This is a genomic window from Colwellia sp. F1, from assembly GCF_056238625.1.
In genome coordinates, this window is sequence record NZ_JBWDLI010000001.1 from 1 (window position 1) to 23,936 (window position 23,936).

Annotated in this window: 22 protein-coding genes; 9 read left to right on the forward strand and 13 right to left on the reverse strand. The window is 39.6% G+C overall.

Going from position 1 to position 23,936, the window contains the following annotated elements:
- The coding region (locus AC0UA9_RS00005; protein WP_475655649.1) for an IS110 family transposase at positions 1-423 on the reverse strand (423 nt) is incomplete at its 3' end.
- Positions 424-671: 248 nt separating this feature from the next.
- Between AC0UA9_RS00005 and AC0UA9_RS00010 the strand changes: the two genes are divergently transcribed.
- Complete coding sequence (locus tag AC0UA9_RS00010; protein WP_475655650.1) at positions 672-923, forward strand: hypothetical protein; 252 nt, start codon at positions 672-674, stop codon at positions 921-923.
- 95 nt (positions 924-1,018) lie between these two features.
- On the opposite strand, the gene lnt is transcribed toward AC0UA9_RS00010, so the two are convergent.
- The 5 genes from lnt to AC0UA9_RS00035 all read right to left on the reverse strand — a co-directional run bounded on the left by lnt (position 1,019) and on the right by AC0UA9_RS00035 (position 6,502).
- Entirely contained in the window at positions 1,019-2,623 is a 1,605-nt protein-coding gene (gene lnt / locus AC0UA9_RS00015) for an apolipoprotein N-acyltransferase (protein WP_475655651.1), read from the reverse strand.
- Positions 2,623-2,805, reverse strand: coding sequence for a hypothetical protein (locus AC0UA9_RS00020; RefSeq protein ID WP_475655652.1), 183 nt, complete (start codon positions 2,803-2,805; stop codon positions 2,623-2,625). The genes lnt and AC0UA9_RS00020 overlap by 1 nt, the downstream gene beginning before the upstream one ends.
- On the reverse strand, positions 2,802-3,326 hold the full coding sequence (locus AC0UA9_RS00025; protein ID WP_475655653.1) for an archaeosortase/exosortase family protein: 525 nt from the start codon (positions 3,324-3,326) through the stop codon (positions 2,802-2,804). The genes AC0UA9_RS00020 and AC0UA9_RS00025 overlap by 4 nt, the downstream gene beginning before the upstream one ends.
- An 829-nt stretch (positions 3,327-4,155) precedes the next feature.
- Positions 4,156-4,761 (reverse strand): PEP-CTERM sorting domain-containing protein, encoded by a 606-nt coding sequence (locus tag AC0UA9_RS00030; protein ID WP_475655654.1) that lies wholly within the window; start codon positions 4,759-4,761, stop codon positions 4,156-4,158.
- 484 nt (positions 4,762-5,245) lie between these two features.
- Positions 5,246-6,502 carry an NRAMP family divalent metal transporter gene (locus AC0UA9_RS00035; protein ID WP_475655655.1) on the reverse strand — a complete coding sequence of 419 codons (1,257 nt, stop codon included), beginning with the start codon at positions 6,500-6,502 and terminating at the stop codon, positions 5,246-5,248.
- Between the two features lie 376 nt (positions 6,503-6,878).
- Here AC0UA9_RS00035 and AC0UA9_RS00040 point away from each other — a divergent pair, with 376 nt between their 5' ends.
- From AC0UA9_RS00040 to AC0UA9_RS00060, 5 genes are all read left to right on the forward strand, one after another.
- Positions 6,879-7,421: a hypothetical protein gene (locus tag AC0UA9_RS00040; protein WP_475655656.1), complete on the forward strand. Its 543-nt coding sequence runs from the start codon at positions 6,879-6,881 to the stop codon at positions 7,419-7,421.
- 71 nt (positions 7,422-7,492) lie between these two features.
- Complete coding sequence (locus AC0UA9_RS00045) at positions 7,493-7,759, forward strand: DksA/TraR family C4-type zinc finger protein (RefSeq protein WP_475655657.1); 267 nt, start codon at positions 7,493-7,495, stop codon at positions 7,757-7,759.
- 96 nt (positions 7,760-7,855) lie between these two features.
- On the forward strand, positions 7,856-9,037 hold the full coding sequence (locus AC0UA9_RS00050; RefSeq protein ID WP_475655658.1) for an MFS transporter: 1,182 nt from the start codon (positions 7,856-7,858) through the stop codon (positions 9,035-9,037).
- Positions 9,038-9,144: 107 nt separating this feature from the next.
- Complete coding sequence (locus tag AC0UA9_RS00055; RefSeq protein ID WP_475655659.1) at positions 9,145-9,477, forward strand: hypothetical protein; 333 nt, start codon at positions 9,145-9,147, stop codon at positions 9,475-9,477.
- Between the two features lie 279 nt (positions 9,478-9,756).
- Positions 9,757-10,617 carry a hypothetical protein gene (locus tag AC0UA9_RS00060; protein WP_475655660.1) on the forward strand — a complete coding sequence of 287 codons (861 nt, stop codon included), beginning with the start codon at positions 9,757-9,759 and terminating at the stop codon, positions 10,615-10,617.
- Positions 10,618-10,725: 108 nt separating this feature from the next.
- On the opposite strand, the gene AC0UA9_RS00065 is transcribed toward AC0UA9_RS00060, so the two are convergent.
- Positions 10,726-12,345 carry a polysaccharide lyase family 7 protein gene (locus tag AC0UA9_RS00065; protein WP_475655661.1) on the reverse strand — a complete coding sequence of 540 codons (1,620 nt, stop codon included), beginning with the start codon at positions 12,343-12,345 and terminating at the stop codon, positions 10,726-10,728.
- 720 nt (positions 12,346-13,065) lie between these two features.
- Here AC0UA9_RS00065 and AC0UA9_RS00070 point away from each other — a divergent pair.
- Both AC0UA9_RS00070 and AC0UA9_RS00075 read left to right on the forward strand, forming a co-directional pair.
- Positions 13,066-14,154, forward strand: a complete 1,089-nt coding sequence (locus tag AC0UA9_RS00070) for an endonuclease/exonuclease/phosphatase family protein (RefSeq protein ID WP_475655662.1) — start codon at positions 13,066-13,068, stop codon at positions 14,152-14,154.
- A 108-nt stretch (positions 14,155-14,262) separates the two neighbouring features.
- The gene (locus AC0UA9_RS00075; RefSeq protein ID WP_475655663.1) at positions 14,263-14,604 is read left to right on the forward strand and encodes an MliC family protein; all 342 of its coding nucleotides are present in this window, start codon (positions 14,263-14,265) and stop codon (positions 14,602-14,604) included.
- Between the two features lie 342 nt (positions 14,605-14,946).
- Here the strand turns inward: AC0UA9_RS00075 and AC0UA9_RS00080 are convergent, their stop codons facing one another.
- From AC0UA9_RS00080 to AC0UA9_RS00105, 6 genes are all read right to left on the reverse strand, one after another.
- On the reverse strand, positions 14,947-16,251 hold the full coding sequence (locus tag AC0UA9_RS00080; RefSeq protein WP_475655664.1) for an NAD(P)/FAD-dependent oxidoreductase: 1,305 nt from the start codon (positions 16,249-16,251) through the stop codon (positions 14,947-14,949).
- A 263-nt stretch (positions 16,252-16,514) separates the two neighbouring features.
- Positions 16,515-16,730 carry a formate dehydrogenase subunit delta gene (locus tag AC0UA9_RS00085; protein WP_475655665.1) on the reverse strand — a complete coding sequence of 72 codons (216 nt, stop codon included), beginning with the start codon at positions 16,728-16,730 and terminating at the stop codon, positions 16,515-16,517.
- Between the two features lie 2 nt (positions 16,731-16,732).
- Positions 16,733-17,566, reverse strand: a complete 834-nt coding sequence (gene fdhD, locus AC0UA9_RS00090; RefSeq protein ID WP_475655666.1) for a formate dehydrogenase accessory sulfurtransferase FdhD — start codon at positions 17,564-17,566, stop codon at positions 16,733-16,735.
- 2 nt (positions 17,567-17,568) lie between these two features.
- Positions 17,569-20,472, reverse strand: coding sequence for a formate dehydrogenase subunit alpha (fdhF, locus tag AC0UA9_RS00095; protein WP_475655667.1), 2,904 nt, complete (start codon positions 20,470-20,472; stop codon positions 17,569-17,571).
- Entirely contained in the window at positions 20,465-22,036 is a 1,572-nt protein-coding gene (locus AC0UA9_RS00100; RefSeq protein WP_475655668.1) for a formate dehydrogenase beta subunit, read from the reverse strand. The genes fdhF and AC0UA9_RS00100 overlap by 8 nt, the downstream gene beginning before the upstream one ends.
- Positions 22,037-22,044: 8 nt before the next feature.
- Entirely contained in the window at positions 22,045-22,527 is a 483-nt protein-coding gene (locus tag AC0UA9_RS00105; protein ID WP_475655669.1) for an NAD(P)H-dependent oxidoreductase subunit E, read from the reverse strand.
- A 252-nt stretch (positions 22,528-22,779) separates the two neighbouring features.
- Between AC0UA9_RS00105 and AC0UA9_RS00110 the strand changes: the two genes are divergently transcribed.
- Complete coding sequence (locus tag AC0UA9_RS00110) at positions 22,780-23,868, forward strand: substrate-binding domain-containing protein (RefSeq protein ID WP_475655670.1); 1,089 nt, start codon at positions 22,780-22,782, stop codon at positions 23,866-23,868.
- Positions 23,869-23,936 lie beyond the last annotated feature (68 nt).

Genomic DNA, 23,936 nt, shown 5'->3' on the forward strand with positions numbered 1-23,936 from the left:
GGTTTCTCGCGCGCGAGATAAATCACGTATCGCTTCATCTTCAGGCTCAGGAACATAAATAGGTGTTAAGTCTTCTGATTTAAGTAATTTAGCGAGTTTAAGTGCATCACGCTTATCTGTTTTCACTTTATCACCTGGCTTTTTAGGGATAAGCGAAGGAGCAACGACATAACAACAATGTCCTAGACTGGTTAACAGTCGATAAATCCAGTAGCCGTAAGGGCCCGCTTCATAAACAAAGTGAAGTGTTGCTTGCGGGTATTTCGATTGGTACTGCCTAGCAAGCTTAGTGATTGCTGCCTTGGTTGTTTTGATTTTTCCTTGATGAACCGTTTTTGCGCCACGCTGGTCTTCAATATGTGCAACTTCAGTCGATACTTTATGGGTATCTAAACCAATAAAAATTATGTTATGTTTATACATGCTAGCCTCCAGTTTTAGTTGTTTAACACACTAATTATGGCTCTGGTTTTACTAACCCACGAATTTGGAGGCTAGCACCTCGTGGGGAGTCATTATGTCTATATGATAAGGAGAGTCTCATCAAATATTTAACTTTAGCATTCATCATTACATTATCCGGTTGTGCGACCAATCCAGAGAAAGCCCCAGAAGCAAAAGTTATAACTAAAACTAAATTAGTCACAGTTAAAAAAGAATACACACCTCAGTTGTGGTCACACCATAAGATCTTAAAAGAGACTCCTGAATTATGTGCAGTAAAAGGTGTTTCTATTTTAAATTCATTAGGTTTTCAATCTGTTGTTAAAAATGGTAACTATGTTTATGGTAATTTCAGCAGTAATCGAGCAGCAATAAAATGTGTAACCGTTAATAAGCAAACTTTTGTTTACACAGCTGTTGCGGGGGCTGATGTTAAGCTAGTGGAAAAACTAAGAAATGAAATTTCTTGGAAATTATAATTGTCATATAACAAATAAGAATAGGTGTCGCGCAGCCGACAAAATTAATAAGGATAGTCGCTCAAATGACTTAAACGTTGTTGGCATTACTCACATCACCGTTTTGCTTTTTTATTACCAAACAATATGATGAGTGCTACCAGTAATAACAATAGTAGTTTGATAACAGACGGATATTTTTGATAAAAAGTAGCTGTCTGTTTTATAGGCAGGTCATTGATAGAATAGCCAAATTTTTCATCTTCAATACGTGAGGTTTGCAGTAATTCCCCCGTAGGGCTAACCACTCCACTTAGCCCTGAATTTGTTGAACGAATAAGATACTTTCTATACTCAATAGCTCTAAACATTGCTAATGACAAATGAATTGCCTTGCCGGCAGTGCCATCAAACCATGCATCATTTGAGCTATTGATAAGAACTTCGCCCCCAGCTTCTACGCCTTTTCCTACAATATCCGAAAATACAGCTTCATAACAAATCAGCGGTACTGCCTTTACCGTGTGTATACCATTTGATATATCAAAAAGCACAACGGCTTTACCTGGGCGATAATTAGCAGCATTAGGGAATGCCTTTCGAATCCAAGAAAACTCCTGCTCAAATGGCAAATATTCACCAAAAGGGACTAATACTTGTTTGCTGTATTCTTTTTGAATCGTGTTATTAGCTATTAATTCCATAGTATTGAAGTATCGAGGGCTTTTATTTAACGTATCTTGCATTGGTTTTATTGTGGTTAATAATACTGTTTTGTCAGACAAATGTTTGTCAAAAAACAGTTTATCTTCAGCGAAGTATTGATAAGACAAAGGCACAGAGACTTCTGGAAAAATAACCGCATCAATTTTTTTGTTCTGGTTTAGCATCGTTAACAATTCAACCAAGGTATTTTGCTGTAAAAGCCATGCATCCCTTGTTCTATGTGTTGTGCTTAAGTTGGGTTGCACAATAGCAACATGAAGTTTTTTACTTTCGCTATTTGGCACTGAAGAAAATTGATGTAAACGGTAGAAGCCATAACCCGTATTCATTGCAAAAATTACACATGCTGTAATCAAACACAAAATACCCTGCCGTAACTTACGCGAAGGTGAGTTGCATGTCGTTAAAAAAAGGCCATTAGCTATCAATGTACTTACACACTGCACAATAAAAAAAACAATGGCCACGCCACCTACATCCGCCATTTGAATAAACAACGGTCTTTGATAAAGCGCGTGAGCAAGATTGCCCGGTAACACATGCGGAATGTAATTAACCAGAACAGTAAAAATAAGTGCTGATTTTAACGCACCAACTACAGAGAAACCTAGTTGATACTTCACGTGTAGCCAACATGCTATCGCGTAAGGAAGTGAAGAAGCCAAACAGAATAAAAAAACAATAAATAAAGCAAGATTAGCTGGGGCTGAGGTGATGGTAACAATGCTCGCGATAGACCACCAAATACTAGATAACCACCCCAATGTTGCAGCAAGAACCCCTACAGCAAAAGCGTTTCGTTCATTACAAAAGTTCATCGCAAGTAATAGGGGAACCATGGTGATCCAGGCGACATCGCCATAACCACCACTTGGAAAAGCTAAGTAGAACAGCCCTACGCTTAAGAGCGCAATACACAAAACGTAGAACTGCTGAAGACTGCCCGAGAATTTAAAAAATGAAGGTTGCCAAAGAAGTGAAATAGGGGGAGGCATTATTTTCTATTGCGATAAACAAACGCTATAACAAGCACTAAGACAAACTGAAAAACCATTTGTAAAGCAGGTACACTAGCGCCACTCCCAGCATCTACGCCGCCACCACCACCGCCACCCAGGGCATAGGTATAAGGTATTACGGAAAAAACTAACAATAAAAATAAAAGGGTACGCATCACTGGGAGTCCTTTAGTGGAAAAAGTTTGTCTAGAATAAATAAAACTAATAAAGCGAGTCCAAAATTCACTGCTTGCCAAACATAAAGGTGATAAAACTCAAAGTTATTGTTTGTATCTTTAATTTCAAAAAGTAAATGGACAATTCTAATAATATTTGCAAACTGCAACAGACAAAAAGCAATCAACATCATTTTAACTTTTGATAACCATGTGTGCTCAAATGCCATGATAGCGGCCCAAACCGTAGCAACTAACATTAAAGCAGTACATTTATTGTCGACAACCAAATATCTGGCATTGTGAGGATGAATAAGCATATTTCCATCAACAATAACCATAGTATCGAGATAACCATAAAATACAGCAACAATATTGGCAATACTATGTTGTATTTTTTCAGTCAATGGTAAGTATGTATGACTCAAAAACACAATTAGCTGGAACACAACAAGTGCGGCACTAAACCGAACAAAAAAAACCAACACAAATGAATTTTTAATATATTGAATTAATTCTTTCATTACAACTACACGAATTACTAAAGAAAAATCAGTATATAAGACTTAATTAGCGCTGCCTATAGCTAGCGCAATAGTTTATGAGCTTATTAATGCATTAATTACAGAGCCTTGACTGTTATGGAGTCATTAAAAGATATTTACTAAGAGCGGCAAGCCGTAATGAATTAATTGGAGCAGTCGTTTAAATGCTACTAATCAGGGCTGATAAGTCATTGTTGTATTTATTTTGGATCGCCTTTTAACCAGTTTTATTTTACTATGCTTTATCAAAGGAGATAATTATGAATAGTTCAGTAATGGGTGGTGTGCTAGTAGTCATTATCGTTATAATCATTGCTATAGCAGCATCAAAACGTAAAAAATAATCATGTCAATATAGGTATTTTAGTAAAAATTACCTAGTACATATGAGTCTATCTTTTGTTAACAGTGTTCTGTTTGTTAATTTAATGCGGCAGTCGTTCACAGCGTTTTGCTAGGGTGATAGATAATGGTTAAGTAACAAGCTTACACACTGAAGGAGCTAAAGCGTTTGAAATAAGTAAAGCTAAGCACGTGTTAGCGCAGCTGTAATTTTACACCGGTAAATTAATAGCATAACTCTTCCGCCACTCTTTGATTACATTACATCATAGAATGGCGGAAGAATTTGCTCTAATACCTTTGTTGAACTTTAAGCTAGAAACTTCCATCATAAAAAGAATGCGCTAAACAGGGTCAGCATAGTCAAACATACAAGGGTATACACTTTAAACCAACCGTGAGGTTTTAGCTCATCATCTCCATCAACACTTATAAACGCATTATAATTTAACAAAATTAAATTAAATTAAATATTCGATTTACGTTGAAAAGTTAACAAGCCTAAACCTAGCCCGAACAACGCTAAGGAAATAGGTTCAGGAACGGTACTTGGGTTTATCACCGTCTCTGATATGGTCAAAGTATTTGACAGACTGTCGTTCCACGGGGTCCAATCTGCTGTCGGGTTAGCTATAGGTACGTAACTAAACTGATAGTCGCCTGCTGATAACCCTGCGAAGGTCACACCTTGCCATGCGGTGACAGGCCCACATGCTCCACATTGACTCAAAAAATCGGCGTCACTGTTTGATAGAGGGTTGCCCGCTTGACCAACACCACCAGTTACATAAAAGTTTGTGATGCCATCAATCAATCCAGTTGGTTTAACCAATGTATTCATATTAAACGCAAGAGTTGTTGCAGCAAATATCGTACCATTGATGCCTTCAAGCGTCATACTTCCTTCAGTAGCCACATTTCCAGGAATACTGTGGGTGTAATTTCCCCCCCAGAATGCAATACTACCTGGACCTGAGTTTTCGAAGCCAATGGAAATCATGTGAGCATTTGCCGTTGAATTTAATAGAATGCTTGTTGTGCAAGCTAGCACACTTAACGTAAGTTTTTTCATTTTTAATTCCTTCATTCTTGAGTAAACTGCCTAAGTTTTATGTTATCACTTGTTGTGAACAGCAACATCCGAAGTGCTTTTTTGGAATTTAATTTATTTTCTCCTAAAGTTTCAAGAAAGCATATTTAATGCCATCGAAAACCCTATTAGATTATGTAATATAAGACTCATCTGTAAATATCATTAAATTTCAATATACTGTGATTAATAATTTAATGGTGACATAAATCATTTGTTGTGATGAGTTACATTTATGAGCTGAAAAAACTCACTAAGTGTAAATTTTTTTGACATATTCATTGGGTTGTTTAAAAGACAAAGAATTGGGTGATACGTGTTGATTAATTATTATATATAGTAGTTAATTAATCAGTAACTCAAATTGATTTTACCTGTAAATTGAGAGCATAATGCTTCCGCCATTCTTTGATTATATTACATCATAGAATGGCTTCAGAATTGGGTTAGATGCTGCTGTTGAGCATTAGGCTAGAAACTTCCACCATAAGAAGAACGCACTAAACAGGGTCAGCACAGTCAAACATACAAGGGTATACACTTTAAACCAACCGTGTGGTTTTAGCTCATCATCTACATCATCGCCCATAATAACGTTATAATTTAACCAAGCATAAATAGGAGCACTAACAAAAGACACCGTAGTAACAAAATCAAGCAGTGCTTTAATGTCAGCCGCAAAATCACTAATAATCCACCAACTACCAATCGCCAATATAGCAAGTGCAAAAACATACACTTTATTCGCTTGTTTATCTGTTTCAGCAGTAGACGATTTTGACATCATAATAGACGCTCTTTTCCATACTTGCGGGAAACCATCAGCAACCGCAAATGTTGTCGAAAACAAGGCGACAAATGTCACAATAGCCATTAATAACCAGCTCCAATCCCCTAAAGCATTACTGTAAATACCCACAAGTTGGCCTGCAAAAGCAGCCGCACCCTTAGCAAAACCTTCTCCTTGGCCAAACATAAGCAACGACCCTAGCCAAACAAAAATAATGGCAAGAACAAAACTTGTTAGGTAACCAACATTAAAATCTATGGTCGCATTTTTAGCGGCTTCTTTACTCGGTTTATTTGATCGAGAAATTGTCCACAATGAATGCCAGACAGAGATCTCAATAGAAGTTGGCATCCAGCCAATTAAAGCGACAATAAACGCGATACTTGCTGCTGAGGTTAGTGATATTTCAGGCGCTTGTACAGAAGGTGTAAAACCTAACTTTCCAACAGCAGCAAACCAAGCTACTAGGCTACATACAACTAGCACCAACATCATCCATTTTAGTAAGGTATTGAGCAACTTATAGTGACCGATGATCAATACTGCACACACAATCACCAACACCAGAGCGGCCCATTGTGATAGCGACATCACATCACCAAATAAATTCATCGCGAGTGCTGCGGTTACAATGGTAACGCCAGACTGAATAAAGAACATGGTGACAAACGTAAGAACTAGGAACAGGTAAAATGCCCAACGCCCAACATTTTTATAGCCATCAAGTAAACTTTTACCTGTAAAAGCGGCATACCTAGGGCTAAATAAGAAGAAAGGGTACTTAATAATATGAGCGAGGATAATAAAGCCCAACAATGCGAAACCAAAATCAGCGCCCGCTCTTGTGGCTTGCACAATATGAGAAACACCAATACTTGTTGCGGCCCAAACAATACCAGGCCCTAAAAGAGCAAAAATTTTCGATAATTTCATATCTATAACATTAATTTAACGTGAGTTTTATTTCGCATTAATTTAATGGTATACCTAATATATTGCAATTATTTTCCTAGTTTGGTAAAGCGGACCATGCACTTTATTAAGCAAAATCTGAAGGGCGAAACCGCTTTTGTCTTCATGCTGAGAAAATAGTCGGTAACTTGCATTTAATCAAGCAATGATTTGAAGTGTGCAACTGTTTACCGCGTTAGTTATTTTTCACTATATGACAAGTTCTCGTGGCGTGGGGAGTTGTTTTACCGTTAAACTGCCTAAAACAAGGTAAATGCTTAGCCGCAGCGTTATTAATTTTAATCCGGACGCCACACCGTTCAAATTTATACGCTTTTTATCAAAATCTGGAGTACAAATGAAAAGTATAACGATTATTATTGCGCTGTCGTCAATGTTATTGCTTGCTTGTGGTGGCTCTGACCCAGAGACTACTACTCAACAAACGCCAAATAATGACTTTGTCGCAAAGTTAGCGAATACGGCTTGGCAAAAAGCATGTTCTCCTGACAATATGTTAGCGAATGGCGAGTTAAAAGATTCATGGAACGTTAAGATTCATCTAAACATAGATGCGTCACTGAAGTCTACTTATCGAACAGAGTTTTTTCATCCCAGTGATAGCACATGTGATTCAGTGATGTTCGATACTATAGATATCTCGAAATTTGATATTATAGGCAAAATTATCAGCGAAGAAAGTATTCAAGCCTATGGTCTTAATGAAACGTTTATTTTTAATTCAGCGAATAACGACGTCGCTTCGCGCTACACTTTAGTCTATTTGGCTAGTGAAAAATTATACTTTGGTCAAAAATCTGCTGGAAATTTTGGCGAAACGCCTGAAACAAGACATACTTCAGTATCGCTTGATGATTATTTTTCTCAAATAATAAACTGAAAGTCAACAGTGTTTATCGGCGGCGTTATCGATAAAATTCGACAATTGATATATTGGTAGAGGTTATAGTTATGGCAGGTGGCTGGGCTCGTGACGGAGCGGTGCAAGATCAAATTGATGCAAGTATTGATGACGCGGTTAAGCAGGCACGGGATAATATTCAATCTGGTGAAAGTGCTAAGCTCTGTCAAGAATGTGAAGCGAAAATCCCAGCAGCAAGACGTGAGGCAATTGCGGGAGTACAACTTTGTATATCATGCCAATCTAATTTAGAAGCTGAGCGTATTAGCGCTGGAGGAATTAACCGACGTGGCAGTAAAGATAGCCAACTTAGATAACAGCAGTACTTGTGACTTTATTGCACAGGTACACACGCTATTGCTGCAGCCTACAGAACGTTTGGATTAACGTACTTCTACAGAACTAGACAAAAAATGAAAAAATTTAATAGAGTTAAAGCCACTGAACATGCTTTTCCATGGCTGATAATGATCATGTTATCGTCAGTAACCTTTGTAGGAATGCTGTCAGAATTGATGCCTTCGGGGGTTCTCCCGCTAATGATGGCGGATCTCAATATCAGCGAATTTCAAACCGGCAATTTGGTCGGTTACTACGCTGTTGCGTCAGCGATCTTTGCCATTCCGCTTATTTCAATAACGATGCAATTTAATCGCAAGTATTTGTTGCTGTTTTTGTTGGCTGGTTTTGCTGTTGCAAATATAGTTATAGGACTAGTGCACGATTATAACGTTATCATATTGTTAAGGATTCTAGGAGGCATTTGTGCTGGGGTGATGTGGCCAATGCTTGCTGCCTATGGTATGCGGTTGGTAGATGCAAGGCATCATGGTAAGGCTATTGCGGTTATTATGGGGGGCACTACGTTGGGAGTTAGTATTGGCATGCCAATAATGACTTCTATTGGTAATGATTATGGTTGGCGAACTGAATTCATTGGCCTTGGCGTTATTATCATTGGTATTGCAGTTATTAGTTTTTTTGTTTTGCCTTCAATAGCCGGCGAAAAAATGACTAGAAGTTCCTCACCTTTGGCCGTGCTAAGAAATCCCTCAGTGTTAATTATTTTATTGCTTACCTTGGTTGGGGTTACGGCACATTATGGTGTTTATGTCTATATCACAAGTCTTGTTGATGAAATCGATTTAGTTGGAGGGGTGGAAAGAGCCTTATTATTTTTTGGTATAGGCTCGATGATTTCAGTGATGGTGGCTGTACAATTTACCGATAAATACTTGAGATTACTAACAATCACTATGTTCGTCTTACTTATCATTGCTATGCTCATAATACTCATGTTCGCTAGGGTAACCGGCCTGGCCTATTTATCGTTTTTTTTATGGGGTCTGTCGTTTGGCCCAGTAGTTACCTTACTACAGGCAGCCGTCAGCAGGCAGATAAAAAGTGGTAAAGATGTCGCTACGTCAGTTCAGTCTTCGGTATTTAATGCCTCCATTATGCTAGCATCTGCTGCTGCTGGGCTACTGCTGGGAGTTTATTCTCCAATGAGCTTGGCGTTCTTTGCCGTTGCCTTATCTATTCCAGGTATCATCATCTCATTTTTTGCGAAAAAGACTTTCAATGGTTCGTATTAAATGCCGCTGGGTGTTAAAATAAAATAATCGAGTTAGAGTGTTTTGAAATATATGTAATATAAAAACGAGTTATTCTACAAGCTCGTTAAGCCAACAAGGAGCGTTAAGTGTTTAAATTATCTGGTAAGGATACATTAATTGTTTTATTTATCTGGGGGTTGGCATTGTTTATTTTTTCTACCTCTCTTTATGATTTATTACTCACCTCATTTGTTGCAGGGGAGGTTATAAGAAATATCGGATTTTCCTTTATGTTATTTGGCGTAGGGTTAACGCCTCAGTTTTTTTCTAAACCTATATCTCAAGCATTCAAAGAATTTGATCGGTTTCCGCCTATATTTTTTACGCTAAAAACTCGCTTTTATATAAATAATGTGGGTTTGTTTCTTTTATTTTTAGGGGGGGTAATCAGTTTTGTTCTGTGGCTAATCTCGCCCTAATAAATAAAAAACTGTCGCGATAGCCGACACCTTATTCAGTAGGTACTTATCAAAGTTGGGCAAAGTTAAGTGTAAAACATGCCTAAAAACTGCCAATGCAAACCAAAAGCTTCCATGCTAGTATTGTTGTGCATATGTACAAAAAAACTCTAACGATAAACAAAAGTTCGGTAGAATTTATAATAGCTGCTATGTTTAAAGGGAATTACCTTTCAGGGTAAGCTAAAAACTGCTGTGCATATAGCAGCATGCGACATTTATCATTTAAAGGTCAACGTTTTGAATAAAACAATAATAACAATAATATTATTTTCACTACTGCCTATTAGTGTCAGTGCTGTTGATGTTGTTAAATTTCAACGGCATCAAATGACGGAAAAAAAGGCTTCCCATAATGTTGAAGTGATTCGAAGAGCTTTAGAAGTTAGTGAGCCTGAATACGGCGAATTTAAACTTGAAGTGATTAATTTAACCATGAGTGTTGGCAGAATGCTCCAAGCGTCTTCAGAAGGAAAGATAATTAATACCGTTATAGTGCCAGCAAGTGAAGTATGGGATAGTTATAATATTCCTATTAGGGTACCTGTGCGACTAGGCTTGCTAAGTTATCGAGTTTTAATTATAAATGAAAATAACTTGCCTCAATTTAATGCAATAGAAACCTTAGCAGACTTAAGTGCTTTACATGCAGGTGTCATAAGAGAGTGGGTAACGACAGGAATATTTAAAGAAAATGATATGAATATTATCGAATCAGGTCATTTTGAAGGAATTTTTTTAATGTTAAAAAAAGGCCGTTTTGACTATATTCCTCGAGGCATATATGAAGTGTTTGACGAGTTAGCAACGCGCAAAGATGTGTTAGATAATATTGTTATTGCACCTAATATTGGTTTGTACATTCCTTCGTCAAATTATGCTTATGTATCACCCTCAGAACCCCGTATTGCTGAACGCCTTGAAGCTGGCTTAATGCAATTATTAAAAAGTGGCGAATTGAAAGAAATTTTGTATAAGTATTACGCAAAAGATATTGAGCAAGCAAATTTAGCAGAAAGAAAGTTGTTTATTATTGAAAATGATTACCACAAAAAACAGAGTAAGGGCGATGAAAAATATTACTTACTTAATGTACAGTAATTATCAGTATGCTTTTTTATTATTTATAACAATACAAGAGAACTTTGTTTAGGAAATATAAAGGCTTACCTAGCAGTAAGCTAGGTAAGCCGAAATTAACTGTGTGTATTAATCGTTACGGATGTAGGTGACATTAGTCATGGTTACTTTTGCCTCGGTAATACCAATATTGTTGAAGCAGGTTGCAAATGAACTTGAATTACCTGGTGTACCACAATTAACATTACCATTAGGGTATTGTGATTGTAGGTAATTACCAAACTTAAGGTAAGAAGCAGAATCATCTTCTACTTCCGTTTCAAGTGATTTACCAAATGCTGACACTTTAACCACACCATAGTTATTAATCACCTCGAATGAGAAGCTATCACCAGAGCGTATCGTACCTAGCGCTTTTTTCTCTTCAACACCACTAGTGTTACGAATACGTACATACACGGCAAATACACCATTACCAGGTATTGACTCACCAATACCTGACTCACTTGAATCAGCTACATATAGTTTCATAATCGTGCCGGTATCACTTGCGTGATGTTGAGCAACAATCATTTTACCGCCGTCAGATAAATCAACCTTAATGTCGGCTTTAAAAAGCTCATAAGTCTCAGTCATGGCAACGCGCTCGCTTGATTTTATTTTGTACTCATGCCGCCAGCCATTTCCGTTAGGTGTGGTAACTTTAGCGTCTAAAGCAACAAATTCAAGCGTTTTAGCGTCAACTAAAGGATGTGGGTTTTCTCCTTCTAAGTCCCATAATGTACCGTTTGTAATGGATAATGGAATATTACTACCACTTGGGTTAGTCGGTGGGGTAGGTATTGTTGACTGACCACAGCCGCGGATATTTGTTTCAATGATACTGTTCCAGTTGTTTTCTGTGTTACCTTGACCAGTTATGCGAACGTAACGAGCATCAGAGTCAAGTACATTGTGTGTTTCATAGCTTGAATTTGACCCACTTGTAACACCAGAGGTTAATACAGGGTGCCAGTTGCTTTTGTCTGTTGAGGTATCAACATAGAAGTAGGAACTACGTGAATGACCTTTATACCATTTAACTTTCATGGTTTTAACATTAGCGACAGAACCTAAATCGTAAATGATTGCCTTACTCAAACCTTTAGACGACCAGCGCGAATCATCAGATAAGTCGCCATCAATAGTATTGCCAGGGCCGTGCCCGTCATGTGAGCCATCATCAGTAGCGTTAACAATGATTAAGTCTTCAGTGGCGGAACATGCCGTAGGTGTTGGCGTAGTTGTACCAGTGCTTTCTAGCGTGAAATCATCAAAACGACCTTCGCTACCGTAGTAGTTACCATAGATAGTAATGGTAGTCGCAGAGCCAGAGTTAAAACTGACAGATACTTTTTCATAGTTATTATTTATACCACCACTGGTGCGATTATAACGTGTTCCATTTACACTAGCACCAATTTTACCTTCACCTTTAATGTAGGCCGATAGGGTGTAATTTGTATTTTTTGAAACATTTACGTTTTGTTCAAACTTACCGCCTTCACCGGTAATTTTTGCGCCCTTTGTCCCTGAACGTACATCACTGGTAATGGCTGAAGGGTCGGTATCATTCCAACCACTAAAGTTATTTTCAAACCCTGGGTTTTCGATTGAAATTAATGCTGCATTGACAGCAGCGACGCTGCTAAAAGACAATGCTGTTACGATAGCAAGCGGTGTATATAACTTTTTAGTTATGAAAATCATTCTATTATTACCTTATTATTATTTGTTTTATTGTTATTTTACGTTGTTGTAAATAGAGCGATCCTTGAAGTTTTTAATAGCTTTACAATAATTGGTTAAAGATATAAGCCTACCAATCCTTGGTAGGTTGGTTACCAATAGTCTTTCAGTTCATCAGTTAAATCAAGTGTTAATTTTCACCAATATAGTTTTATGTAATATTTTCTTTACATTGCAGATGCATGGTTGTTCCTTAAGTAACTGTTTGTAAATATATAAGTTTTGTACGAAGTGCTGGGTAGTCAGTTTGCAAAAACATCGTTTTGTTAATTTTATTTTAAGCATAGTTGCTTTAAGGTTTTGTTAGCTTTATCTACAATGAAAAGTAATAATAATTATCCGGATTTATTTTTGGTTTGTTTTAACGTTTAATATTGGTCTTGTAGTTGGTCTTTTAATTGGACTTACCAAAAGTAATCTTCCTACTTTCTGCATAATAGAAGGTATCTTTTTTCTTTGTCTGGTATACTCGCTTTACAAGCCTTTTTTAAACGTTGTAGTATATGTATCTTGCAAGTAGGGCGTAACACTGAACCCTAAAAAGGGCATCAAGCCACTACTTGCCGTTGCCAAGAAACCATGGAAAACCCCTTGGCTTAAGTAATATAATTCAATCACAATACAACAATCTGTGCTTTAACTTGCTGTATCTTGAATTAACAACTGAAGTGGAGATTTAGCATGTTGCTATTACTTGGCCTAGGAACAGCGTTGCTTGTGCTGGTTACTTTGTTGCCTTTGTCACGGCATCCGCATTGGCTGATCAGAGGGTTAGACTTTCCCCGGTTACTTATTTCTTTTTTTGCCGCCTTATTGATGCTCGCGAACATAATGTTCCTTGATTTTCAATTAGGTACTACTTGGTTCATGTTTGCCACAGTTTTTTCATGTCTGGCCTGGCAATTGTGGTGGGTACTACCCTACACCTTTATTTGGCCTAAAGAGGTAAAAACTGCCACTGAAATACATCCAGCTAAGCAATTTAGTATTCTCACTTCTAATGTACTTACACCTAATCGTAACGCTGATGCGTTGATTAACTTGGTTAGAAAGCACAAGCCAGATGTGCTGGTGACTTTGGAATCAGATCAGTGGTGGGAAGACCAGCTTTCTGTGTTGGAATCTGACATGCCCTTTACGGTTAAATGTCCGCTTGATAATTTGTATGGCATGCATGTTTTTTCGAGGCTACCTATAGCCGAGCAAGAAATCTCGTTTCTTGTAGAAAAAAACGTCCCGTCAATACATGCTTCTTTTGTGTTGCGATCTGCTGATAAGGTTCGTGTACATTTTCTTCACCCCGCACCACCAAGCCCAACGGAAAACCCTGAATCTGCAGAGCGGGATGCAGAGTTAGTGATTGTAGCTCGAAGCGTCGCTGATAGTGAACAACCAGTTATTGTGACTGGCGATCTCAACGATGTTGCTTGGTCGGCTACAACGCGGTTATTTCGCAAAATCAGTGGGTTACTAGACCCCCGTATTGGGCGTGGAATGTACAACACCTTTCATGCCTATTATTTTTTTCTGCGTTGGCCTTTAGATCATTTATTTCATAGCCAACATTTTACGCTACAGTCAGTGCAAAGGTTACCCTCGATTGGTTCGGATCACTTTGCGTTGTTAACAAGGCTTGTGCTTTCGCCTAAGTCAGGGGCTAATCAAAAAGGCCTTAGCCCTGAGGCTGGCGACCATGAATGGACCAAGGAAATAGTTGAAGAAAAAAATGTCAGTAAATCAGATGTACCGCAACCTGGCGAGTCGCGCTAGTTTTATCACTATATTTTCTGGTTATAGTACTAGCGTAAGGGCTGTTGTACGCAGAAATTACTTAGTAAATACGCCCTAAACGCTAGGTAGAAAATAGGAGACAGACAAATGCAAAAAATTAGGTTTATATTATTGGCTTTATTTTGTGCTGGCTTGTTGGCTGCATGTACTTTGCAGCAACAGCATAGCCAAACGCATGCACTAACTTATGCTTGCGACAATGGTTTGTTTATCTTGGCCACTTACCCAGATAGCAACTCAGCAATCATTATGTATAAGAATGAAAGCTATGTTCTTAATATTGCGCGCTCTGCAAGCGGTGCGCGGTATGTTGGTGCTGGTGTTGAGTGGTGGACAAAAGGGAGTGGGGTGGGGTCACAGGGCACTTTATTTCAACATAATCAAGATGGTACCAGCGGCAAGCGTCTTGAATCTTGTCGCGTTAAATAGCCGCAACTGCTTCAAAGGTTTTGTTAGGTTGTATGCTAGATAAACAGGTAAAACCGGTGTCTCATTAGTAAACAATAGCTCGTTACTGTTTATGTCATTAAATTGTGCCAGCCTATGTTAGGGGTAAACCAAGTAAAGGCTGTACCTACGAACGTCGAATCAATTCAACAGTAATAGTTAATGTCAACAAGCAAGCATCAGCTAAAGTATTCAACTGTAGACTGATAGACCTACGTCGTCGCGCAACTAAGGGTTTTTAAGTAACTAACAAAACCCTGTGTTGGTTATAAAACAGGCTTGAGGTTCATTACGAGGGGATGGGCGCAAAACCCAAACTAAGCTTTAATGCAGTTTCATTCTTGGGCGCACTACACGCAGTATTTTTTCGCTGATCCATAAAGCAAATGTTTTAGCACTGCCGTGAATGGCGCGCTGATGCATCCGATATAATGACAGATACATAAAGCGGGCAATTTTACCTTCAATGAAAAAGCTATTGCGGGTAAGGTTACCCATTAGGCTGCCAACCGTGCTAAAGCGCGACAAGTTAACTAATGAACCGTGATCATTATACTTAAAACGTTGCAGTGGTTGGTGTTTTAATGTTGCAATGATATTTTTTTCGATACATTGCGCCATTTGGTGTGCTGATTGTGCACGTGGTGGCACTTTTTTACCATCGGCTAAGGTAAAAGCACAGCAATCTCCTAAGACAAAAATGCTGTCATCAACCGTGCTTTGTAAAAAGTCGTTGACCTGAATTTGATTACTAGGTGTCAGCTCAAAAACATCTAAATCTTTAATAAAATCGGGCGCTTTAATACCGGCTGCCCAGACCATAATGTCGGCATTAATCAGCTCATCGTCTTGCGTAATAAAGCCATGCTCCTTGGCCATCTTTACTTGTGTTTTTTCACGTACGTTGACACCCAGCTTTAATAACTCACGTTTAGCACTGCTAGCGATGCGCTCAGACAGAGCAGGTAAAATACGCGGGCCCGCTTCAATTAAATGAATATGTAAACGTTTAGATGACATATTAGTTAAGCCGTATAGTTTTAATAATTCAGATACGTGATAAAGTTCGGCCGAAAGTTCAACACCAGTAGCGCCGCCGCCCACGATGGCAATATTTAGTGATTGCTGTTGGTTATCGTCTTGGTGTAGGCGAGTAAAGCTATCTAGTAAGGTATGCTGAAAACGCTCAGCTTGCTGACTTGAATCTAAAAAGTAGCAATGCTCTTTTATACCTGGTGTATTAAAGTCGTTACTTACGCTACCTATGGCAATAACCAGATGGTCGTAGCGTACGGTACGCTCGGGTAAAACCGCATGACCTAATTCGTCAGAAAGTGGTGCGAGGGTAATCGTTTTATTGCTTTGGTCAATATTACAAAAGCTACCTAGCTGAAAACGGTAGTGATGCTTAGCCGCATGAGCAGAATAGACAACACCGTCTAAATCGGGATCAATAGAGCCGGTCGCCACTTCATGTAATAATGGTTTCCAAATATGCGTACGGTTTTTATCAATGAGTAGTATGTCTGCGTGTTTTTTCTTCCCTAGTTTATGGCCCAATTGGGTTGCTAGCTCAAGTCCGCCGGCACCACCGCCAATGATGACGATTTTAGGAATGGTTATGCTCATAATGTTGTCCTATAAAATAATATTAGTAAATAAACACACGTTTAATTTTGAAAAAGTTAACAAGCAGAACTCTGGTAATAAAAGGGGTGTAACAAAAAGCTAATATTATACTGCCAGAGCAATTAACCCAAGCAGTAAAGCTTAGGCTGTTTGGGGTAATACACCGTAAGTTTAATACCGACAGGGACGCATATATTAAACATTGCATTTAGATTTTTAATGACTATTCATCATAGTGTCATGCTATACAGGTTAACTTAATTTTATATCTGAGCTAAGGCTAGCTTTATGGTAGGGGATAACGTTGAACCATCACTCTTGGCATATTGTAATATATTTTCTTTCATTGAACGAGCCCAAAACCTATTAACGTGATCAGCGACAACTGCTGCCGTTTCTTCATCCGTTTTTTTATAGCTGTTGTTATCGGCAATTTGGTTGAGCATAGTAACCAGGGTTTTAATTTGCGAACTACTCATGGTTATATTGTTCCTATGTGATTATTTAAATTGGTATAATACGTATGGCGACCCGGGCGAGCAAAGCCAATTAAATTAAGCCCAGCTTGTTTTGCTAGGGTTATTGCTAACGCTGTTGGCGCCGAAACTGCCACTAATGTGGCGATATTGACACTCGTTACCTTTTGTACCATTTCATAACTTGCTCTGCTTGAAATAAGCACAAAGCCGTTGGTGGTGTCCATTTTACGTAGCGCTAAAGCGCCAATTAACTTGTCTAAAGCATTGTGTCGCCCGACATCTTCACACAAGAGGATGATTTTGCCAGTACTGTCGCACCATGTTGCGCCATGCACCGCGCCAGTTAACGATTGTAACTCTTGATGCTCACTTAACTGCGACAGTGCTTGCTGAATGACTTGGGGAGCGGGCAATGCTTGCGGTGTTACCTGCTTTATTGGCCGTATGGCGCTCGCCAGTGATTCGCTACCACAGATACCACAACCTGTGCGACCAGTCAGGTTGCGCCGGTGTGACTTTAACGCCATCATACGCTCAGAGCTGATCTCAATTTGTACTTCTATCCCATTTTCACTGGTAACAAGATCAACATGATACATTTCGCCAGCGTTATTAATAATACCTTCAGACAAACTAAACCCTAAGGAAAACTCATGTAAGTTCGCTGGTGAGGCTAGCATCACCGCGTGAGAAATACCATTGTAGACCATGGCAATCGGTACTTCCTCAGCGATGCAGTCGAGCTTGCTTTGTGCTAGTTCACCCCCTTGCTGCCAGTAGTTAACCGGCAGTGTTACATGGTTTGTTGGCAACTTTGCCTCGTCTTCCCGTGTCAACGTTAATTTCCTATGGTGGTTTTCTGCTTTTTAGGGCTTCGTTTAAAATGGGCTTGCTGTTCGGCACTGAACTTTTTATAACGCGTTTGCCAAGCAGATGGCGAAGTGACCTTTTCAACCTGTACCGCTGTCACTTTATATTCAGGACAATTAGTCGCCCAATCAGAACTGTCGGTAGTAATAACGTTGGCACCACTTATTGGGTGATGAAAGGTCGTAAAGACCACACCACTTTGCATGCGTTCACTTATTTTGGCTTTTAATACCGTATCGCCCGCGCGACTACTAATGCCTAACCAGTCACCATCATTAATGCCTCTTTCTTCTGCATCATTGGGGTGTATTTCAAGCAAGTCTTCTTGGTGCAATGTTTGATTGGCAGTACGTCGTGTTTGCGCACCAACATTATATTGGCTGAGTATTCGCCCAGTGGTTAATAGTAAGGGGAAGCGTTTATTAGCGCGATCTTCACTACCTAAATATGGCGTAATTGCAAAACGCCCCTTGCCAATTGGAAAGCTTTCCACATGCATGATGGGTGAGCCATCAGGAAATTCTTCGTTACAAGGCCATTGAATACTGCCTAGCTCGTCAAGCTTTTGATAACTGACCTTACTGAACGTAGGCACTAATGAGGCTATTTCATCCATTATCTCAGCCGGGTGTTGATAATTCATTGGGTAACCTAAAGCATTAGACAGCTTTTGGGTAACCTGCCAGTCTGCGAATTTTGCTAATGGCTTCATGACTTTACGCACGCGATTTATCCGCCTTTCTGCATTAGTAAAGGTACCATCTTTTTCTAGAAATGAAGAGCCAGGTAAGAACACGTGTGCGTATAATGCGGTTTCATTTAGAAAAATATCCTGCACAATTAAACAGTCTAATGATGATAATGCCGCCTGCACATGTTGGGTATTAGGATCAGACTGTAAGATGTCTTCTCCTTGCACATACATGGCTTTGAACGTGCCTTCAATAGCTGCGTCAAACATGTTTGGAATACGAAACCCGGGTACGTTATCTAAGGTTACGCCCCAGTTTTTTTCAAATTTTGCACGTACCACATCGTCACTGACATGCTGATAACCGGGTAGTTCCTGTGGAAATGAACCCATATCGCAAGAGCCTTGAACATTGTTCTGCCCACGCAATGGATTAATACCCACGCCTTCACGGCCTATGTTACCTGTGGCCAAGGCTAAGTTCGCTATCCCCATTACCATGGTTGAACCTTGGCTGTGCTCAGTAACACCTAAGCCATAATAGATGGCACCATTTTTTGCCTTGGCAAAAGTACGAGCGGCAAGGCGGATTAGCTCGGCATTAACTGTGGTAATACTTTCCATCGCTTCGGGAGAGTTGACTTCTTCCAAAATAAATTCACGCCATGCATTATATTCATCTGTGCGTTGCTCAATAAAGTTTTTGTCTTCCAAGCCTTCACTGATAATGACGTGCGCTATGGCGTTGATCATAGCCACGTTGGTGCCCGGCTTTAGCGGCAGGTGATGACTTGCGTTCATGTGCGCAGTATTAAGTAAATCAATGGTTCTGGGGTCGACCACGATTAACTTTGCTCCCTGGCGCAAACGTTTACGCAACTGTGAAGCAAATACCGGGTGTGCGTCGGTCGGGTTTGCGCCAATCACCATGACAACATCAGCTTTCATGACTGAATCGAAGGTTTGTGTGCCTGCTGATTCACCAATGGTCGCTTTTAGGCCATAACCTGTAGGTGAATGACAAACACGGGCACAGGTGTCGGTGTTATTATTACCAAAAGCCGTGCGGATCAATTTTTGCACTAAATAGGTTTCTTCGTTGGTACAGCGAGATGATGTAATGCCGCCAACACTTTCACGGCCATATTCGGCCTGAATTTTTCTAATCTTATTCGCTGAAAATGCTATAGCTTCGTCCCAACTAACCACTTTCCATGGCTGATCAATGCTGTCACGGATCATCGGCTCAGTTACGCGGTCTTTATGAGTCGCGTAACCAAAGGCAAAGCGACCTTTGACACAAGAGTGCCCCTGATTAGCTTTGCCGCCCTTATAGGGCACCATGCGTATAACTTCTTCACCTTTCATTTCAGCTTTAAAGGAGCAACCAACGCCACAATATGCACAAGTTGTAATAATGCTGTGTTCTGGTTGCCCTTTGTCAATGACTGATTTTTCCATCAGGGTTGCGGTGGGACAAGCCTGTACGCAGGCACCACAAGAGACACAATCAGAGGATAAGAAATTATCTTCGCTGGTGCCAGCACTAACCTTTGAGGCAAAGCCTCTCCCTTCAATGGTTAAGGCGAACGTGCCTTGAACTTCTTCACAGGCTCTAACACAACGGGAGCAGGTTATACATTTACTGGGCTCAAAAGTAAAATAAGGGTTAGAGTCATCAATCTTGGCGTCAAGATGATTCTCGCCATCAAAACCATAACGTACTTCACGTAAACCGACAGCGCCAGCCATATCTTGTAATTCACAGTCACCATTACTTGAACAAGTTAAGCAGTCAAGTGGGTGATCAGATATGTAGAGTTCCATGATATTACGTCGTAATTTTGCAATGTCATTATTTTCAGTCGATACCACCATGCCCTCTTTAACCGGGGTTGTACACGAGGCCGGATAGCCTCTCATGCCTTCAATTTGTACCGCACATAAACGACAGGAGCCAAACGCTTCGATGTTATCGGTAGCACACAATTTAGGAATGTTAATATCAGCCATTGCGGCAGCGCGCATGACTGAAGTACCGGCAGGAGCCGTTATTTTTACGCCATCAATTTCAATAGCAACTATTTCTGTGGAGGTGCTAGCAGGCGTACCGTAATCTTTATTAAAATCGATTGCTTTATTGAAGGCTGTGTTGGTTGCCGGATCAAAATAGTTAATCATGATTGTACTCCTGCGTTGGTAAATAAAAATCTTGAGGAAAATCATGGTAAGCACTTCGCACGGGGATAGGCGTCATGCTACCCATTGCACATAAAGAGCCGTCAACCATGGTGTCACAAAGATCGTTAAGTAAGGTCATATTCTCAGCGCGTTGTTCATTGTTTTTTATACGATCAATGACTTCTACGCCACGTGTTGAGCCAATTCTACAGGGAGTACATTTACCGCAAGATTCAACGACACAAAACTCCATCGAAAAGCGTGCTTGTTCAAGCATGTCAACACTGTCATCGAAGACCACAATACCGCCATGGCCCAGAACAGCACCGGCCTCAGAGAAGGCTTCATAATCAAGCGGGATATCGAGTTTATTTACCGGTAAATAGGCACCTAATGGCCCCCCTACCTGAATCGCTTTTATCGGCCTATTAGTCGCGGTGCCACCTGAAAAATCATCAATCAGATCTTGTAAACTCGAGCCAAAGGGCAGTTCAATTAATCCACCTTGCTTAACATTACCCGCAAGTTGAAAAGGTAAGGTACCTCGTGAACGACCAATGCCATATTGTTGGTATGCCTGACTACCTTGACTGATAATAAAAGGAATAGCCGCAAGTGAGAGCACATTGTTAACTATGGTAGGTTTTCCAAACAGACCTGCTAACGCAGGTAGTGGCGGTTTGAAACGCACCATACCTCTTTTGCCTTCGAGCGATTCTAATAGGGCGGTTTCTTCACCACAAATATACGCTTCTGCGCCTAATCTCACTTCTAAATGAAAGCTTTTTCCGCTACCACAAATGTTATTCCCTAAATAACCGGCTGCACTAGCAACTTTAATCGCTTGCTGTAAAATTTCATCAGCAATAGGGTATTCTGAGCGTAAATAAATATAGCCTTGGTTTGCACCTACTGCTAACCCGGCAATAATCATGCCTTCAATCAGCATAAACGGATCACATTCCATCACTAATTTATCGGCGAAGGTACCTGAGTCGCCTTCATCGGCATTACAGACAATATATTTTTGCTCTGCGACTGCATCCCTCACTGTTTGCCACTTTATCCCCGTAGGAAAAGCAGCACCACCCCGGCCACGAAGACCTGATTCTACAACAGCAGTGACAATTTCCTGAGTGGATAACGTCAGTGATTTTTGTAAGCCTTTAAAGCCATCTAAGGCCAGATAATCATCGAGCGAAACGGGGTCAACAATACCTGCACGGGCAAATGTCAGTCGCGTTTGTTTTTTTAAATAGCGAATCTCTTCCGTCAGGCCGAGTGCAAGCGTATGGCATGGTGGTTTTTCATGGCAGATATTATCGGTTATATCCGCCATGATGCTTTCAACATCAGAGGGTTCCACAGGACCATAGGCCATACGGCCCTGTGCTGTGTCTATTTCAATCATAGGCTCTAACCAAAATAAACCCCGTGAGCCATTTCTGATGATGTTTATGTCTATATTATGGTGTGAAGCATAGTGGGAAAACGCTTGTGCAACATCATGGGCTCCTAAAGAAACAGCGGTGCTTTCTCGTGGAATAAAAATTTTCATTGTCATTGTCTATCTCACTTTAATTCGCGGTCTACATTAGAAAGCACTTGTTCAAATTTTTCATTAGAGATACGACCATAAAGGTCATCGTTAATTCTAATGTTCGGCCCAGTTGCACAGTTACCCAGACAATAAACACTATCTAGACTGAACTTTTCATCATCTGTCATTTGATGATAATCAATATTTAAATAATTTTTCGCGTGTAGTTCAAGTTGTCGACTTCCACGAGACTGACATGCCTCTGCACGGCAAATTTGAATGTTATATTGAGCTGGAGGCGATGTACGAAATTGATGATAAAAACTGATAACACCGTGAATTTCCGCGGGTGTTTTTTTTAGCTTTATTGCTATTCGTTCAATTGCTTGAGGAGCGATATAGCCCATTTCTTTTTGAATGGCATGCAATATAGGTAACAGAGAACCTTCTTTGTTTTTTAAAGAATCAATGATATTTTCTACATTGGATAAAGGGGAAGAAAATTCTATTTTCATACTAACTCCTGAAGGTCTGTTACAAAACATATATATGAAACATATTGCATATTTGCTATGGTGTTATCATTCTTTGTTATAGCTTGACTATAGCACCATTGTTTCACCATAAGAATATGAACAGTATTTCATAAGTTGGTGTTTTTAATAGCGTGTGCAGCTTAGTGCAGCTTATATAAATGATAAGCCACAACCTTTAATCAATATCAGTGAGATACACAAGTAAAGCTCAAAATAATATACAGGTGAAAAATGACCGATAAAGCACTATTGCCAAAGAGAATTCAAATTAAACCCGCTTGGTCATTTTATGATGAGCAAGGTGAGTATGTAGACCCTCGGCTTTTTGTCCTGCTAAGTGCGGTACATAATGATGGAAAGTTGACCGTAGCAGCAACAAAATTGGGCATGTCTTATCGTCATGTCTGGAATGTACTGAAAAAGTGGACAGACTTTTTTGGCTCTGATTTAGTCGAGCTGAAAAAAGGCAAAGGGGCGCTTTTGACCCCATTAGGTGAAAAGCTACTTTGGGCTGAACAAAGAGCTCAGGCACGCTTTGAACCGCAGTTAATCAGCATAGCGTCAGAGTTAAATTTAGAAATACAAAAACACTTAATGGTGAAAGATCCTTTGCTAAAAATTGCCGCAAGCTATGGTTATGCTATTGCTTTGCTACCAAATTTCACCCATAAGTTTAAACTCGACTTACAATATAAAAGCTATGCAGAGTCATTTGATGCGCTGAGTAAAGGGCTATGTGATATTGCGGCATTTCATTTACCAACCGATATTGTGAGTCAAAGATTAATTGATATTTATAATAAATATTTCACAATGAATACTTATAAAGCCATTCGGTTTGTTACACGTAAACAAGGCTTGATTGTTAAAAAGGATAACCCTAAAAATATTACTAAAATTTCTGACTTAATACGTGATGATGTTACCTTTATTAATCGACAGAAACATTCAGGTACGCGCTTATTGATAGATGAAGCCCTCAAAAGATCATCCGTAGACGCTAAAGATGTCATGGGTTTTGATAAATTTGAATTTACCCATTCTGCTGTCGCAGCCTATGTTGCGTCAGGTATGGCTGATGTCGGTATTGGAATTGAAACCGCAGCGCGTCAATTTGCGCTAGATTTCATCCCTTTAACGACCGAGCATTACGTTTTAGTTTGTCATCAAAAGACCCTTGAACAATTATCTGTTCAACGCTTAATTACTGAGATAAAAAGTGAAAAATTTCATGAAGAGGTTGCAAAGTTAGCAGGCTATGAGTCTATTGCTTGTGGCGATATCCTTGATCTAGAAGATATGTTACCTTGTTTAATTTAATTTTTTAAACGCTTATTACCTAGCATGCTATTAGCAAGATAAAACCGCTTTAAATTAATATAAAGCGG

Bases quoted from the DNA above. Each gene is read 5' to 3' on its own strand.
- lnt (WP_475655651.1), bottom strand. From the start codon at position 2,623: ATGCCTCCCCCTATTTCACTTCTTTGGCAACCTTCATTTTTTAAATTC.
- AC0UA9_RS00025 (WP_475655653.1), bottom strand. From the start codon at position 3,326: ATGAAAGAATTAATTCAATATATTAAAAATTCATTTGTGTTGGTTTTT.
- AC0UA9_RS00030 (WP_475655654.1), bottom strand. From the start codon at position 4,761: ATGAAAAAACTTACGTTAAGTGTGCTAGCTTGCACAACAAGCATTCTA.
- AC0UA9_RS00035 (WP_475655655.1), bottom strand. From the start codon at position 6,502: ATGAAATTATCGAAAATTTTTGCTCTTTTAGGGCCTGGTATTGTTTGG.
- AC0UA9_RS00040 (WP_475655656.1), top strand. From the start codon at position 6,879: ATGAAAAGTATAACGATTATTATTGCGCTGTCGTCAATGTTATTGCTT.
- AC0UA9_RS00045 (WP_475655657.1), top strand. From the start codon at position 7,493: ATGGCAGGTGGCTGGGCTCGTGACGGAGCGGTGCAAGATCAAATTGAT.
- AC0UA9_RS00050 (WP_475655658.1), top strand. From the start codon at position 7,856: ATGAAAAAATTTAATAGAGTTAAAGCCACTGAACATGCTTTTCCATGG.
- AC0UA9_RS00065 (WP_475655661.1), bottom strand. From the start codon at position 12,345: ATGATTTTCATAACTAAAAAGTTATATACACCGCTTGCTATCGTAACA.
- AC0UA9_RS00070 (WP_475655662.1), top strand. From the start codon at position 13,066: ATGTTGCTATTACTTGGCCTAGGAACAGCGTTGCTTGTGCTGGTTACT.
- AC0UA9_RS00075 (WP_475655663.1), top strand. From the start codon at position 14,263: ATGCAAAAAATTAGGTTTATATTATTGGCTTTATTTTGTGCTGGCTTG.
- AC0UA9_RS00080 (WP_475655664.1), bottom strand. From the start codon at position 16,251: ATGAGCATAACCATTCCTAAAATCGTCATCATTGGCGGTGGTGCCGGC.
- AC0UA9_RS00085 (WP_475655665.1), bottom strand. From the start codon at position 16,730: ATGAGTAGTTCGCAAATTAAAACCCTGGTTACTATGCTCAACCAAATT.
- fdhF (WP_475655667.1), bottom strand. From the start codon at position 20,472: ATGATTAACTATTTTGATCCGGCAACCAACACAGCCTTCAATAAAGCA.
- AC0UA9_RS00100 (WP_475655668.1), bottom strand. From the start codon at position 22,036: ATGACAATGAAAATTTTTATTCCACGAGAAAGCACCGCTGTTTCTTTA.
- AC0UA9_RS00105 (WP_475655669.1), bottom strand. From the start codon at position 22,527: ATGAAAATAGAATTTTCTTCCCCTTTATCCAATGTAGAAAATATCATT.
- AC0UA9_RS00110 (WP_475655670.1), top strand. From the start codon at position 22,780: ATGACCGATAAAGCACTATTGCCAAAGAGAATTCAAATTAAACCCGCT.